This window comes from Mesorhizobium sp. M0174, assembly GCF_040322275.1.
Lineage (GTDB): Bacteria > Pseudomonadota > Alphaproteobacteria > Rhizobiales > Rhizobiaceae > Mesorhizobium.
Window position 1 is genome coordinate 1 of the sequence record NZ_JAMYTB010000025.1, and the last position, 13,386, is coordinate 13,386.

Annotated in this window: 11 protein-coding genes and 2 pseudogenes; 12 read left to right on the forward strand and 1 reads right to left on the reverse strand. The window is 61.2% G+C overall.

The window, feature by feature from the left end:
• Positions 1-1,025 precede the first annotated feature (1,025 nt).
• The 12 genes and pseudogenes from NKJ13_RS27580 (at position 1,026) to NKJ13_RS27635 (ending at position 12,624) form a co-directional block, all read left to right on the forward strand.
• A complete protein-coding gene (locus tag NKJ13_RS27580; protein ID WP_352740085.1) occupies positions 1,026-1,433 on the forward strand; it encodes a hypothetical protein in 408 nt (135 codons plus the stop codon).
• A 3-nt stretch (positions 1,434-1,436) separates the two neighbouring features.
• Positions 1,437-1,841: a hypothetical protein gene (locus NKJ13_RS27585; RefSeq protein WP_352645407.1), complete on the forward strand. Its 405-nt coding sequence runs from the start codon at positions 1,437-1,439 to the stop codon at positions 1,839-1,841.
• Positions 1,807-2,446: pseudogene (locus NKJ13_RS27590) on the forward strand (terminase large subunit domain-containing protein); the annotation flags it as partial. The gene NKJ13_RS27585 and the pseudogene NKJ13_RS27590, both read left to right, overlap by 35 nt.
• Before the next feature lie 298 nt (positions 2,447-2,744).
• Positions 2,745-3,506 (forward strand): annotated as a pseudogene (locus NKJ13_RS27595) (phage terminase large subunit family protein); the annotation flags it as partial.
• Positions 3,503-4,096 carry a hypothetical protein gene (locus NKJ13_RS27600; protein ID WP_352740086.1) on the forward strand — a complete coding sequence of 198 codons (594 nt, stop codon included), beginning with the start codon at positions 3,503-3,505 and terminating at the stop codon, positions 4,094-4,096. The pseudogene NKJ13_RS27595 and the gene NKJ13_RS27600, both read left to right, overlap by 4 nt.
• Before the next feature lie 467 nt (positions 4,097-4,563).
• Positions 4,564-5,727 (forward strand): acyltransferase family protein, encoded by a 1,164-nt coding sequence (locus NKJ13_RS27605; protein WP_352740087.1) that lies wholly within the window; start codon positions 4,564-4,566, stop codon positions 5,725-5,727.
• A 180-nt stretch (positions 5,728-5,907) separates the two neighbouring features.
• A complete protein-coding gene (locus NKJ13_RS27610) occupies positions 5,908-7,659 on the forward strand; it encodes a portal protein (protein WP_352509924.1) in 1,752 nt (583 codons plus the stop codon).
• Positions 7,656-7,976, forward strand: coding sequence for a Bbp19 family protein (locus NKJ13_RS27615; RefSeq protein WP_352509923.1), 321 nt, complete (start codon positions 7,656-7,658; stop codon positions 7,974-7,976). The genes NKJ13_RS27610 and NKJ13_RS27615 overlap by 4 nt, the downstream gene beginning before the upstream one ends.
• A gap of 272 nt (positions 7,977-8,248) precedes the next feature.
• Positions 8,249-10,738 (forward strand): hypothetical protein, encoded by a 2,490-nt coding sequence (locus tag NKJ13_RS27620; protein ID WP_352778871.1) that lies wholly within the window; start codon positions 8,249-8,251, stop codon positions 10,736-10,738.
• Positions 10,738-11,166 carry a hypothetical protein gene (locus tag NKJ13_RS27625; protein WP_352475513.1) on the forward strand — a complete coding sequence of 143 codons (429 nt, stop codon included), beginning with the start codon at positions 10,738-10,740 and terminating at the stop codon, positions 11,164-11,166. The genes NKJ13_RS27620 and NKJ13_RS27625 overlap by 1 nt, the downstream gene beginning before the upstream one ends.
• A gap of 795 nt (positions 11,167-11,961) precedes the next feature.
• Positions 11,962-12,150 carry a hypothetical protein gene (locus NKJ13_RS27630; protein WP_352475512.1) on the forward strand — a complete coding sequence of 63 codons (189 nt, stop codon included), beginning with the start codon at positions 11,962-11,964 and terminating at the stop codon, positions 12,148-12,150.
• A gap of 174 nt (positions 12,151-12,324) precedes the next feature.
• The gene (locus NKJ13_RS27635; protein WP_164759187.1) at positions 12,325-12,624 is read left to right on the forward strand and encodes a DUF7716 domain-containing protein; all 300 of its coding nucleotides are present in this window, start codon (positions 12,325-12,327) and stop codon (positions 12,622-12,624) included.
• A gap of 441 nt (positions 12,625-13,065) precedes the next feature.
• Here NKJ13_RS27635 and NKJ13_RS27640 read toward each other — a convergent pair whose 3' ends face one another.
• Positions 13,066-13,380 (reverse strand): YMGG-like glycine zipper-containing protein, encoded by a 315-nt coding sequence (locus tag NKJ13_RS27640; RefSeq protein ID WP_352740091.1) that lies wholly within the window; start codon positions 13,378-13,380, stop codon positions 13,066-13,068.
• Between the last annotated feature and the right edge of the window lie 6 nt (positions 13,381-13,386).

A 13,386-nucleotide genomic window follows, 5' to 3' on the forward strand; every position in this document is an offset into this window, starting at 1 on the left:
GGGTATGGTGCTAATTGGCTCCAACGACCCGCCCGCCGAGGCGGGTTTTTGTTTCAGGCTTCTTTTTCGATCAGACGTTACGTGAGCTGGCTATGAAGTCGGCGGGACAGCGTCCCCCCTCTGTCCTGCCGGACATCTCCCCCTCTAGTGGGGAGATTGGCTGTCATTGCCGCTTTCGCCAATTTTGTAGGTGCAAAAAGGCGCTGCCGCCAAAGCTGCCGATCTCCCCCCTCGTGGGGGAGATGTCCGGCAGGACAGAGGGGGGCGCGAAGGAACGCAAGCTTGCCGGCTGACAGCCGAGGCACCGAGGGAAGTTCCCATTTTTTGCCGCCGATGGCACATTTTGTTCTTGCTTTGTGCCGGCAGCTATGCTACTGATCTGAGTATGGTGCTAATTGGCTCCAACGACCCGCCCGCCGAGGCGGGTTTTTTGTTTCAGGCTCCCTTTCGACCAAACGTTACGTGATCTGCCGGCTGTGAAGTGGGCGGACGCAGCGAGGCGCTGGAACTGCCGATCTCCCCACTAGAGGGGGAGATGTCCGGCAGGACAGAGGGGGCGCGAATGAACACAACCTTGGCGACCGTTTCTTGAGCACAACCTCGCGGCGGGCAAAGGAAATCGCTTTTTTTCCACCCTGCCACATTTTGTTCTTGCTTTGTGCCGGCAGCTATGCTACTAATCTGCGTATGGTGCTAATTGGCTCCAACGACCCGCCCGCCGAGGCGGGTTTTTTGTTTCAGGCTTTATCTTTCGATCGAATGATGTGCGTGCTGCCGGCTGTGAAGTTGGCGGGACAGCGCCCCCCTCTGTCCTGCCGGACATCTCCCCCTCTAGTGGGGAGATTGGCAGCTTGGGCGACAGCACCTTTTTTGCATCCTACAAAATTGGCGAAAGCGGTGATGACAGCCAATCTCCCTCCTTGTGGGGGAGATGTCCGGCAGGACAGAGGGGGGCGCGACGGAACGCGACCTCGAGGATCCTCAAATTAACGCGCCGCCGTGCGCCCCATCCCAGGAAAAGCACCATGTCCAACCGTTACGCCACCATGATCACCGACGATGACGGCCAAGAGGTCGTCAGTGCCATTGGCGAGTTCGCCGGAGCCGCACCCTATGCACGCATCGGCCGCTTCGAACTGATAGCCGCCGGCGTGCGGATCGGCATGGTGCGTGGCGGTACCGTCGACGCGGTCGGGGGCTTCGGCTTCCCGTCGGCAGCACTCGACGGCAAGGCGGTGGCAATTCTAAGGGCAAGGCTGAATGCGTTGCCCGACGCCGGTACGTTGGGGCCTGGCACGACGACCGATGCGAAATCGGCAAGCCAGCCGCCGAAACCGAAGTCGGCGCGCGCCGGCAAGAAAGCGAAGCCGCGCAAGCGCATCGTGCGGCCAGGCAACAAGAAGCCGGCGATCTCCGCCGGGACGGCGGAGTAGGGCATGGCCAAAGCTCCTTCCGCCGGCGATCCGCAGCCGCACGATCAAGCACCCGGCAAGCTCGGCCGAACCAGGCGGCCGAAGAAGACGCTGGCCGACGGCTTTCTCGAAGCGATCCGCGCCGATTTTCGCGCCCATGGCGCCGGCGTCATCGCCGAGGTGCGCGTCGAAAAGCCCGATCAGTATCTGAAGCTCGTGCTGTCGGTGCTGCCCAAGGATCTTAATGTCAACATTAACAATCTGGATGCATTGAGCGATGACGAAATCAGGCAGCGCATCCGCGGCCTCGAAGCCGTCCTTAGGCCGTTCCTCGAGAAGCCGGGCTTCGCAAAAGGCCTCGCAGACCCGGGCGGCAAGGACAGAATATCTCAGCCTGCTGGCGGAGCTGGACCGCAGGCGCCGCACTAACCAGCTTGCCGCCTATCGGCCCTATCCCAGGCAGGCTGAGTTCCATGCAGCCGGCGCGACCAATCGCGAGCGCCTGTTCATGGCCGGCAACCAGCTCGGCAAGACCAGGGCCGGCGGCGCCGAATGGGCGATGCACCTCACCGGCCGCTATCCAGATTGGTGGCAAGGCAAGGTTTTCGACTGTCCGGTTCGGATGTGGGCGGCCGGCGTCACCGGCGAAAGCACGCGCGACAACCCGCAGCGCATCCTGATCGGCCCGCCGCAGCAGCAGGCGGCGTGGGGCACCGGTATGATCCCGGCCGACGCGATCCTCAGCACGATGGCGGGGCGGGCGCCGGGCGCGCTCGACAGCGTCGTGGTGGCCTGGGGCGGCGGTGGCGACGTGCAGGCCGGCGAATCCGTGCTGTCGTTCAAGAGTTACGAGAAGGGCCGCGAGAAGTGGCAGGGCGAGACGCTGCACGGCGTCTGGTTCGACGAGGAGCCGCCGCTCGACATCTATTCCGAAGGGCTGACCCGCACCAACGCCACCGGCGGCATCACCATCGTCACCTTCACGCCGCTGCTCGGCATGTCGGACGTGGTGCTGCTGTTTTTGTCCGCGGAGCAGGTGGGAGGGATGGGGAGGGGATGACAGGGCTGCGAAATCGCGCAACTCGCGTTCCTTCGCGCCCCCCTCTGTCCTGCCGGACATCTCCCCCTCTAGTGGGGAGATTGGATGTCGCATTGGCTTTCGCCAATCTCCAATGCTTGCGGATAAGCGAGACGCTGAAGCTGCCATCTCCCCCCTTGAGGGGAGATGTCCGGCAGGACAGAGGGGGGCGCTGTCCCGCCATCATGAAAACATCTTACCGAACAGCAGCATACGTCCAACACCTGCCACCATGATTCAATGCCGCGAGGGTGAAAACAATGACCCGTCACGTCACCTTCATGACCATCGACGACGCCGAGCACTACACGCCGCAGCAGCGCGCCGAGATCATTGCCGCCTATCCGGCGCATGAGCGCGAGGCGCGGGCCAAGGGCATTCCGGTGCTCGGCTCCGGCCGCATCTTTCCGGTGGCCGAGGAGCTGATCGCCTGCGAGCCGTTCCGGCTGCCGCGCTATTGGCCGCGGCTCGGCGCGCTCGATTTCGGTTGGGACCATCCCTCGGCCGCGGTCGAGCTTGCCTGGGATACGGAAGCCGATGTCGTCTATGTCACGAAGGCCTGCCGTGCCTCGCAGCAGACTCCCGCCATGCAGGCGCTGACGCTGAAACCGTGGGGCGATTGGCTGCCATGGGCATGGCCGCGCGACGGCCGGCGCGAGACGCTGGAGGGTGCGGGCACCGCGCTTGCGAAGCAATATTCCGCGCATGGGCTGAACATGCTCGCCAGCCATGCGCAGTTCGCCGACGGTTCCGTATCGGTCGAGGCCGGGCTGATGGACATGCTCGACCGCATGCAATCCGGCCGCTTCAAGGTGTTTTCGACGCTTCTGCCCTGGTTCGAGGAGTTCCGGCTCTATCACCGCAGGGACGGCCAGGTGGTGAAGCTGCGCGACGATCTGATGGCCGCGACCCGTTATGGCGTGATGATGCTGCGGGAAGCGGTGGTCGATCCGGCGGTATTCAAGGCGGCGCGGCGGAAGGCCGGGCAGGCCGATCCGCTGGGGGCGTTTCGGTGACCCTCCGCATCATTCCCGCCACTTTGCGCGATCTCTCCTATATCGCTGCCAACCTCCGGCCCGAAGACCGGGCCGAGATCGACTGCCAGTTCGACGCATGGTCGCCGGCTTTGCTGGCACTGACGGCGCTGCAGGGCTTTGCTTATGTCGCCGAGCTCGATGGCAATCCGGAGGCCGGCTTCGGTGCTGCCGAGCAGCGCAGCGGATTGTGGATCGCCTGGAGTTGGGGCACGCGCCGCATGCGGCGCTGCGTGCCTGCTATTACGGAGTTCTTTCACGCGGTGCTCGGGCCGGAGGTTGCGGCACGCGGCGCCTGGCGGGTCGAGGCCCGCGCCTTGGCCGCCAACGGTTTGGCGCTGCGCTGGCTTGCAAGGCTGGGCGCGACGCAACGCTGCCGCCTGCCGGGCTATGGCCGGAACGGCGAGGACTTTCTGCTCTACGACTGGACAAGAAGCTCTCACTTTGGAGAAAACCATGTGCCTTTTTCAAAAGCCGCCGGCGCTGAAGCCGTTGGCGCCGACACCGACCATTGCCGACAAGGACGTGCAGGCGCGCGAAGCCGCTTTACGGGCTCAGCTTGCGGCCAATGATGGCACTGCAGGAACCGTGAAGACCGATTTGTCGCCCGGCGACCTCACCGGCCAGCGCCGCGTGCTGCTGGGGGTTTGACATGGGCGCCATGAGAAGAGTGTTCCGCAACCGGGTGCTGGCGTGGTGGTACTGGCGCCGGCACGCAAGGTTGGCGAAGAAGCGGTGATGCTGCCAATCTCCCCACTCGTGGGGGAGATGCCCGGCAGGGCAGAGGGGGCGCTATCCCGCCGCCTCGGTGATCAATTTGCAATTACCGCCATCGGCTCATTCCGGTGGGAACGAAACTGAGCTTGGCGTTCCTTCGCGCCCCCCTCTGGCCTGCCGGCCATCTCCGCCACGAGTGGGGAGATCGGCAGCTTCCGCATTTTCCGTAACAGCCGAGCGCAATTCGTGTTCCTTCCGCACGGTTGACATTCCTTCCTCAGCCGCCATGCTGCAATGCAACATGGCCATCGAGGAGTCCGGCATGACAGAAGCCCGGTCATCGCGCATCGAGTGCCTGGACGGGCTTCGGGCGCTCGCCGCGATCTGGGTGCTCATCGGACACTGCGTGCTGTTGACCGGCTGGCATATTCCTATTCTCGGCGAACCGGATCTCGGCGTCGACCTCTTCATCATGCTGTCCGGTTTCCTGATGGTGTTCCACTACCAGCTGCGCCAGGACAAGGAGCCCTGGCAAAGGCCGGAAACCTGGCTGAAGTTCTGGACCCGCCGCTATTTCAGGATTGCGCCGCTGTTCTACGTCATGCTGTTCGCTGCCCTGGCGCTTGGCCCTTATCTCTACCAGTCCAGGATGGTCATCGACGAGTTCCTGCTGCGGTCGCCGCAGGCGCCCGAGCGTTATCTCGACGGCGGCTTGAAAAACATCGGCGCCCATCTGCTGTTCCTGTTCGGCCTGGTGCCGAATTTCGCCTATCGCACGCCGCTGCCCGACTGGAGCCTTGGCTTGGAGATGCAGTTCTATGCAGTGTTCCCGGCGATTATGCTGCTGGTGCGCAGGCTTGACTGGATATGGAGCGGTATCCTGGTCGCGGCGATCGGCAGCGCGATCGTGTTGTTGATGGGACAATTGTCGGTGCATTTTCCGATGCCGTCGTTCCTGCCGCTGAAGATGCAGATTTTCCTGTGCGGGATGCTGCTGGCGGGCGTCGTCCATCAAAGGCAAAAGCGGCCTTTCGTGCATCTGACATTGGCCATGGCTCTGGCCGCGCTGCCCTTCGGCGGCGGCTACGGGCTTGGCAAGTTTTTGATGCGCGAAGCGCTCGTCGTGGGTTTCTTTGCGCTGGTTCTCTACCAGATGCTGCCGGGAATAGCGGGCATCATGGCCAGAAAGATCGCCATGACGCTCGCCAACCGGTTCTTTCATCTGATGGGTGAGCTTTCCTTCAGCATCTATTTGATCCATCTGCTGGTTCTCCAGCCGGCGGCGGCTCTGGTTATCACCCAGTTCGGCCACGAATTGTCGGCGCCGCTGCGCTTCGCGATCGTTGTTGTCCTCGTCTTGCCGGTGGTGTGCCTGCTGTCCTGGATCACCTATACGCTGATCGAAGTGCCCGGCCAGAAGATGGGACGTTTCGTGGTGCAGCGCTTTGGGCGCAAAGCCGCGCTGGAGACGACGCCGGCGGAATAAGGCGCTTCCAATCTCTCCGCTTGAGGGGGAGATGTCGCCGAAGGCGACAGAGGGGGTCGCCGATCCACGCGAGACGACCCCCTCTGTCCTACCGGACATCTCCCCCTCAAGTGGGGAGATTGGCAGCTTCGGCGTCCCGCCGTTTTCTTTTTCAATCAATTTCATCAAGCGAGGCTGACCATGAGCGATTCCCGTGCTCGCGATATTCTGTCGCGACAGGCTGAACTGGAGAGCGAACGCAGCCAGTATGAGCATGTCTGGGAGGCGGTGTCCGAATTCTGCGATCCCGATGCGCCCGACATGTGGAGCGGCGGCCGGCAGGCCGGCGCGGACTCGCAGTCCGAGCGGCAGGAGCGGCGCGGTGCGCGTGTCTACGCCAATACCATCAACTCGGCCGCCAACCGGCTGGCCGCGGGGCTGGAAAGCCTGATCATCCCGCAGTCGGAGAAATGGCATGGGCTGTCGACCGCGGCAATCAATGACGAGGAAACCGACGAGGAGAAGGAATGGGCGGAAGCGCTGCGCGATTTCCTGTTTTCGCTGCGCTACTCCGCCAATTCGAATTTCGTGCCGGCAACGCAAGCCTGCCTGCGCAATGTCGTGCGCTACGGCCCGGCCTATCTCTACGCCGAGGAGGGTTTTGGCAGCACGCTGATCCGCTATGCCTCGATCCCGGTGGTCGAAGGCTATCTCTCGCGCAACCGCTGGGGCCAGGTCGATATCTTCCACCGCCGCTACGAGCGCACCGCAAGACAGGCGGCGCAATTGCTCGGCTACGACAGACTGCCGGCGCGGATCAAAGTTCTGGTCGACGACCCCGCCAAATGCGAGACAAAAATCTCGCTGATCCAGTGCATCCAGCCGCGCGACGAGCGCAAGATGTACAGCCTGAGCGGCTCCTACCAGTATCTCGACACCGCGTTCGCGTCCTATCATGTGATCGAGGACGAGGAGGCGATCGTCAGGGAAAGCGGTTTTCGCTCCTTCCCGGTATCGTGCTTCAACTGGCGCCGCTACGAGGGCGATCCCTACGGCATCTCGCCAACCATCGAGGCATTGACGACGGTGCGCGAAGAGAACGCCGTGCGGCGCTCCGGCCTGCGCGCACTTCAGCAGATCACCGATCCGGCGACCGCCTCGAAGGCCAGGCTCGATTATGTGCCGGTGCTCAATCCCGGCGAGAACTATCCCGGCCTGATCGACGATGCCGGCCGGCCGCTGATCGCGCCGATCGCCACCGGCCAGAACCCGACCTATGCCTTCAATTACGCCGACAGCCGGGCCGAGGAGATCCGCGACATGATGTTCGTCAATCTGTTCCAGACGCTGGTACAGAACCCGCAGATGACGGCGACCGAGGCCTTGATCCGGCAAGAGGAAAAGGGTGCTCTGCTCGGCCCCTCCGGCTCGATTATCCAGGCCGGCTTTGCCTCGAATCTCGACCGCGAGCTGGGTATTCTGGAAGACAAGGGACTTTACGAGGAAGACAGCCGCTTCCTGCCGCCGGCGAGCCTTGCCGGCAAGGCGCTGCGGCCGACCTTCACCGGCCCGCTCGACGTGCTGCGCCGCTCGGCCGAAGCGCGCGACACCATCCAGGTGGTCACCACCGCCATGCAGATGGCGCAGTTCGACCCCGGCGTCATGGACAATATCGACGGCGACGAGGCGCTGAAGATCGTGCAGGGCGCCGGCCGCAGCCCACAACGCATCTTCCGCCGCCAGGATGAAGTGGCGGGCATCCGCGATGCCAGAGCCAAGGCTCAAACCGCACAAGCAGGCATGGCTTCGATCGTTTCTGCCGGCAAGCTGGCCAGGGATGCCGTACCGGCGGCCGTGCAGGCGCGCGACAGCGGCCTGCTCGATGGGCTCGGCGGGCTGATGCCGCAGGGCAACGGCGTACAGGGTGGCGACGTACAGGGTGGCGGGGCATGAGTGGCAAACGCTTCGCCCATTCCAGCCAGGCCGGCGGCCCGGCCAAGGCGCGGGATGCGCTGGCCAAAGCCTATTTCAGGGTATTCTCGGGCCAGGACGGCGAGATGGTGCTGGCCGACCTGACGGCTGCGACCGGCTATTACCGCCGCCCGTCCTACGGTGAATGGCTGGCCAAGACCAAGACGCCGAACGGCTTCGAGCTGCACAGCGCGCTCAGCAACGCGCGGGCCGAAGTGGTGCAGCACATTATGGGGTTCCTGACGCTGGACGAAGCGCAGCTGGCGGCGCTGGAGAAGGCGGCGCGGTTGGAAGGGTAGCGGGCTTAGGACCGGCGGCCTTGCCACAGTCATGGCCTGCTCCGACCGATCGTTCGCGGGAGTCCGCGAGCCCGGCCAACTCATAAGGGAATGACAATATTTTGCCGAGGCCATTTAGCCGACGGCGCAGACCGCCAGCATCTTCAGTGCCGGCGACACTCTCATTGGCGACCTCTCCAAAATTCATGACCCGACGAAGGCGGCGGCACGGGGCCGGCGCGCGGCAGCGCCGCGCCACGATCCCCGGCGCGCTCATGGCAGGACACAAATAGATGGCGACCATACCTCTCCAGCTTGCCCAGCGCCGGCTCGATGCCGGCAATGTGCTCTCCTATCCCGAAGGATCGCCGGTCGGCAGGGCGATGCAGGGTTTTGGCGACGAGCTCTCTGCCGTCGCCGAACGCTACCAGCAGCAGAAGCAGCAGGAGGCGGCGTTCGACGCCGACCTCGCGCGCCGTCGGTTCAACGGCCAGATCGGGCAGGCGGAAGACGAGGTGGTGGCGAATGCGCCGGCCGACGGCAGCGGCCTGCATGACACGATGTATGGCCAGGTCGATCCGCGCACCGGCCGGATGATCAAGACCGGCCTTTTCGACACGCTGTTCGCCGATGCCCTGCCGAAAATGCCCGAAAGCCAGCGCGCCAATTTCGCCAGGCAGAAGGAGGCATTGCGCGAGGCCGGCTCACTACGGATGGCGGCGAGGCAGCTTCAGCGGCGCGACGAGTATGAGCAGGCCGAGTGGACCAAGGTCGACAACATCTCAACCAGTGCCATCGCGCAAAGCAACCCGAAGGACACCGAGAACTTCGACACGATCCGGCAGAACGGCTTTGACCTGATTGCCAAGATCGGCAACCCGCTTGCCCGGCAAGCGGCGGCAGTCGCCTGGCGCGGCAACACGGCCAAGGCGCTGATCCAGGCGATGATCGCCCAGGACCCGAAACGTGCTGCAGAGATGCTGGGTGCCGCGCAGGCTGGAAACCGAACTAAGGACGACACCACCGAAGTCGTTGGCGGCTCCAGCGCCTTTGGTGCGCCCAATGCGGCGGCAGCGAAGGGTGATCGCGTCGGCAAGCAGACGCCTGATGAAAGGGTGGCGCAGGCGTTCAGGGACGACCTTCCGCAACAGGAACAGGCAGCGCTGATCCGACAGGCGCAGGCGGCCAACACTGCTCAGCAGGTTGAGCTTCGCACCAACATTGGTCTCGCCGAGCAGAACGCGCCGGGCGCCATCGCACAGACTGGCGCCTATTCCGGCAAGATGCCTGGTCGGGACGCCTTCATCGCTGTCTATGGCGTCGAGGAGGGCGGCAAGCAGTACGGGGATTTTGCCAGAAAGATTGATGTTGGTCGTCAGGCCTTCGGCATGCGCACCATGCCGAACCAAGCAATCCATGCGGCGCTACGCGATGCCGAACCTGGTCCTGCAGGTTCCCAAGGGGAGCAGGCGCGGTATCACGTCACGGCCGCCGCCGCGCTTCAGACGCTGGACGCCAGGCGGACGGACCCTGCCGCATACGTTCGCAAGGTCTTTCCGAGCGTCGACGCAGCCTGGAGCGAGATCACCACTCCCGACAGCGAGTCATGGAATCGTGAAGGAGGGCCGGACACCTACGACCGAGGAACTTATGTCCGAGCAATCGCCGCTTCAGTTGCAGCACAAAAGCAACTGGGCATCGAGAACTATCAACCTTTCCCATGGTCTGTTCTCAAGAACATCGCCACGACATTCAAAGACGGGAGCGTGCCACAGGCGGACAAGCACACCATCCTGTACAGCCTCGTTGGTGGGGCGTCCGATCCAGAGGTCCGAGCAGCCTTATCCCAACAGCTCGTCCAAGCCGGGCTTCCTCAATCGGTCGAAAGCCAACCGGCTAGGCCCGTTGTTGCACCTGTGATCGCCGGGAAGCAGAATCAACCGCCTGCTCCTTCAAACCGCAGGAAACCTCAATCGAAACTGGAACTCGCCGCGGAGGACTTCGGCAACTACCTCACCGAAGGTTTTGAAGGCCTAGGCCGAGCCCCGCACGACATTGGGCTGTTTCTTCAGGATCTGCGCGACGATCCTTTGGACGCGCTCAGTCAACTGCCGGTCACTTCTGCCTCCGGATTAGCTGCAGAGGGCAGCCTGGCGTTCGAGTCACTCGGCCAAGCCGTTGCAAAAGGACTGGCCATTGTCCGCGCCGGGACGGGCAAGTTTGCCAAGCCGTTAGAGGAGCTTACGGCCAGTGGGTCGCGGGCCACATCAGAACTCGCCGTTGAGGGAGCGGCGGTTCGCCAGACGACCGAGGTTGAGTCTCGTGCAATAAATGCAGCAAAAGAGGCCGCTTACCTCTTGAGCACCGGCGTCAAGCCTGACAAGGCTGAGCTTCTTGCGATAATAAAGTCGATCGCCAGAGACCCCTCTAAGATTAGGCATCCGGGAGCATCGTTTGGCAAAGCTCTTTCAAAAAATTACCGCAAAACATTTCTTGATGCGAACCCGAATCTAAAGGGAGAGGTTGTCGTCCATCACGCTGCAGAGCAACAGATATGGACCAGATATCCAAGCCTTGTTGCTGAAGATGAGATGCACTCTCTTCAAAATCTTCGCGGCATACCAAAAGGATTAGATAACCTTTTGCACAAGATCGTTTTCCGATTCGAATGGGATAAATTTTATGCGTCGCACCCCCAGCCAACGCGTCAGCAGGTGCTGGACTACGTGACTTATATCGACAAACAATACGGACATCTGTTCAATCCTCCAATAGGTGAGTGATGCAATATTTTTACATATGGCCGAACGTCGCTGGTGGACTTGGTGAAAACACCGTTCTTGACTCGAGTGTCCATCCGCCAATCGTGACCAAGCTTCACTACGTTATAGAGGGCTGGTTTGGCGATGTGATCGTTACGACGTTCCCGTGTTATCTCGTCACCGAAGACACCCAGCGCGCACTGCAAAAGATGGGTTTTTCAGGCGCGACGTTCGCCGACGCCGAAGTGACAACATCCGAAGAGTTTCATGAGGATCAACCTGGGCAGGAACTTCCACCCTTCGTCTGGCTTAAAGTGAATGGCAAGGCCGGCCGGGACGATTTCGGGATCGCAGCGGACTATCGCCTCGTCATCTCGAAACGCATTCTTGATTTGCTGGAATCATTGGGAATACCGTTTGCTGTCATCGAGCCTTACGATGGTAAGTAGCAATGAGGTTGGGCTTTCATTTTTTTGATCCTCATTAGGTGAATGGTGGACTATTTTTACATAAAGCCCAATGTCGCCGGCGGAATAGGCCGTGGCACCATCATGGACACAAGCGTTCACCCCCTGTTGTGAGCAAACTCACCTACCAGATGGAAGGATGGTTCGGCGATGTTATCATTGCTGGCGATCTGCGTGTGGTCATATAGAGCGTGTGCTGAATCTACTCGACCGCTTTGGTATTCCGTCAGCGACGATTGAGCCCTACGACGGTCGGTAGTGCTATTGTTGCCATAGTTCGCGCCGTAGTGGATGTGCATGAAATCAATCCAGTGAAGTTTGGCGGCAGTTCACCGACAACAGGGGTATGCCGTGGTGGAACCAGTTGCTGAGCGACCTGGGACGATAGCAATGGGACATATTTAACTGAGGGACATTCGACGCACCGGCTGAATCCGCAGTCGTCGACGGCCTGTCCGCACGGTTGGGAGTCGTGCTGCCAAGGATTACATGATTTCCTCAAAGAGCATAATGGAGGCGAAGGTTTCATCGGCAATTACTATACTATTTTTTTAAAGCCGAAGAACTGGCTGACTTCAACCGCGGATATGAGGTTGAAAAATATGCGCCAGGCATCTTCTTATTCGCATCTGACGGAGGAGGTGAAGGCTATGGCTTCGACACTGAAGATGCGGCCATGCCAATCGTACGCATCCCATTCATAGGTATGAATCGGCAATCCGCTGAGACGATAGCGCGTGACCTCGCCGATCTATTTGCTCGGTTGGTGGACTGAAAATGCCCGACCAAAATAGATATTTGCGCCCCAAGGGCATGGAGCTGTTTGAGATCGGCGATCCAGTCAGTTTGGAGAATAAGATCTGGTTGACCAGACAAGGGCATTTTGAGGCGGTGCGCTACTGGAATCGAGCTATCGGGATTCTGCTTAAGGCGGCGCCGGAGAAAGCGGCACCGGCGGATGGGTAGGGTGCGGGGAGCACTGACCTTGCGGAGGCCATGACGCTTTCGGCCGATCATTGTGCAAGTTTACGAACCCGGTGTAATGCAACTCGTCCCTAGATCTCAACATGATCGAGGGAGTATCTTCCAGAAAGCACTGCATCCGAATGGCCGAGGAGGATTTTCCCTATGGGGAAAAAAATGAAGTTGCTGGATATCGTTGGGCGGTTGTCGGAATTTGACGAGGAGGACCCGGTCTACGCAGCGGAGCCCACAATCTACGCGGCGGAGCCTTGGACAGAGGATTCAGACGCGATGGTTTTGCCTCAGCAGGATGGGGTGTTGGTACCACCCGAGGCAGCTAAAGAGGGCCTGGCATACTTTCTCGAAATCAACCTTGCGATCGAGATTACCGAGGCTTTGGTTGCATCGCAGAAAGAAAAGCCAAGCATTTCCGCCATCTGCGAACGCGTTATTTATTATGCCACCTATGATGCGTGAGAGGTTAAATGTTGACTAACCCACGTTATGATGGACAGCCGCTGCTTAGGCTGCTCGATGTTTATGTGCTCTGGGCGATCGGAGAACTTTCTCAAGAGTCGGAGGATGGCTTGAAAAGGATGGCCCCCAAACTGCGATCTATCTATGGCGGCGACGGACAAATGGCATGACGCAATAGCCCACTCTATGCACATGCCCGAGGGAATGCCGGCAGCAATCCGGGATATGTGGGCAAGGAATCTCGAGATCGCCCGCGTCAATGGTGTAACCCTCCCACCCCAGAAATTTGCCGAGATGTTCGTGGACGAAAATTTCGTGGATTGAATATTCTGCATTGATTGGAATTGCTGTTATGGCTGGCGCTCTACGGCGCCCCGCAGTCCTGCCGGACATCTCGCCCACGAGGGGGGAGATTGGCTGTCGCCGGGGCTTTCGCTACGCTCAATAATCGCCGTTATAATACCGGTCGTCGCAGGGGGCGGTGTAGATGCGGCCGTAGCGATCCTGATAGCGGCAGAGCTGTTGGCCGCGCGGTTGCGGGGTGGTGGCGTTGCCGACGACCGCACCGAGCAGGGCGCCGCTGGCTGCGCCGATAACCGTGCTTTTGGTGTTGCCGCCTATGGCCTGGCCGGCGAGCGCGCCGGCACCGGCGCCGAGGAGCGCGCCGGTGCTGGTTCTCTGCTGTGCTTCGGTCTGCGCACAGCCTGCCAATGCGGCAGTCACGAGCATGGCGGCAATGGCTCTGGACATGGTCATCGTCTG

What these genes read in the sequence shown, in the direction of transcription:
- NKJ13_RS27640 (WP_352740091.1), bottom strand. Translation starts at nt 13,380, where the DNA reads ATGACCATGTCCAGAGCCATTGCCGCCATGCTCGTGACTGCCGCATTG.
- NKJ13_RS27630 (WP_352475512.1), top strand. Translation starts at nt 11,962, where the DNA reads ATGCCCGACCAAAATAGATATTTGCGCCCCAAGGGCATGGAGCTGTTT.
- NKJ13_RS27585 (WP_352645407.1), top strand. Translation starts at nt 1,437, where the DNA reads ATGGCCAAAGCTCCTTCCGCCGGCGATCCGCAGCCGCACGATCAAGCA.
- NKJ13_RS27605 (WP_352740087.1), top strand. Translation starts at nt 4,564, where the DNA reads ATGACAGAAGCCCGGTCATCGCGCATCGAGTGCCTGGACGGGCTTCGG.
- NKJ13_RS27610 (WP_352509924.1), top strand. Translation starts at nt 5,908, where the DNA reads ATGAGCGATTCCCGTGCTCGCGATATTCTGTCGCGACAGGCTGAACTG.
- NKJ13_RS27580 (WP_352740085.1), top strand. Translation starts at nt 1,026, where the DNA reads ATGTCCAACCGTTACGCCACCATGATCACCGACGATGACGGCCAAGAG.
- NKJ13_RS27625 (WP_352475513.1), top strand. Translation starts at nt 10,738, where the DNA reads ATGCAATATTTTTACATATGGCCGAACGTCGCTGGTGGACTTGGTGAA.
- NKJ13_RS27635 (WP_164759187.1), top strand. Translation starts at nt 12,325, where the DNA reads ATGAAGTTGCTGGATATCGTTGGGCGGTTGTCGGAATTTGACGAGGAG.
- NKJ13_RS27620 (WP_352778871.1), top strand. Translation starts at nt 8,249, where the DNA reads ATGGCGACCATACCTCTCCAGCTTGCCCAGCGCCGGCTCGATGCCGGC.
- NKJ13_RS27615 (WP_352509923.1), top strand. Translation starts at nt 7,656, where the DNA reads ATGAGTGGCAAACGCTTCGCCCATTCCAGCCAGGCCGGCGGCCCGGCC.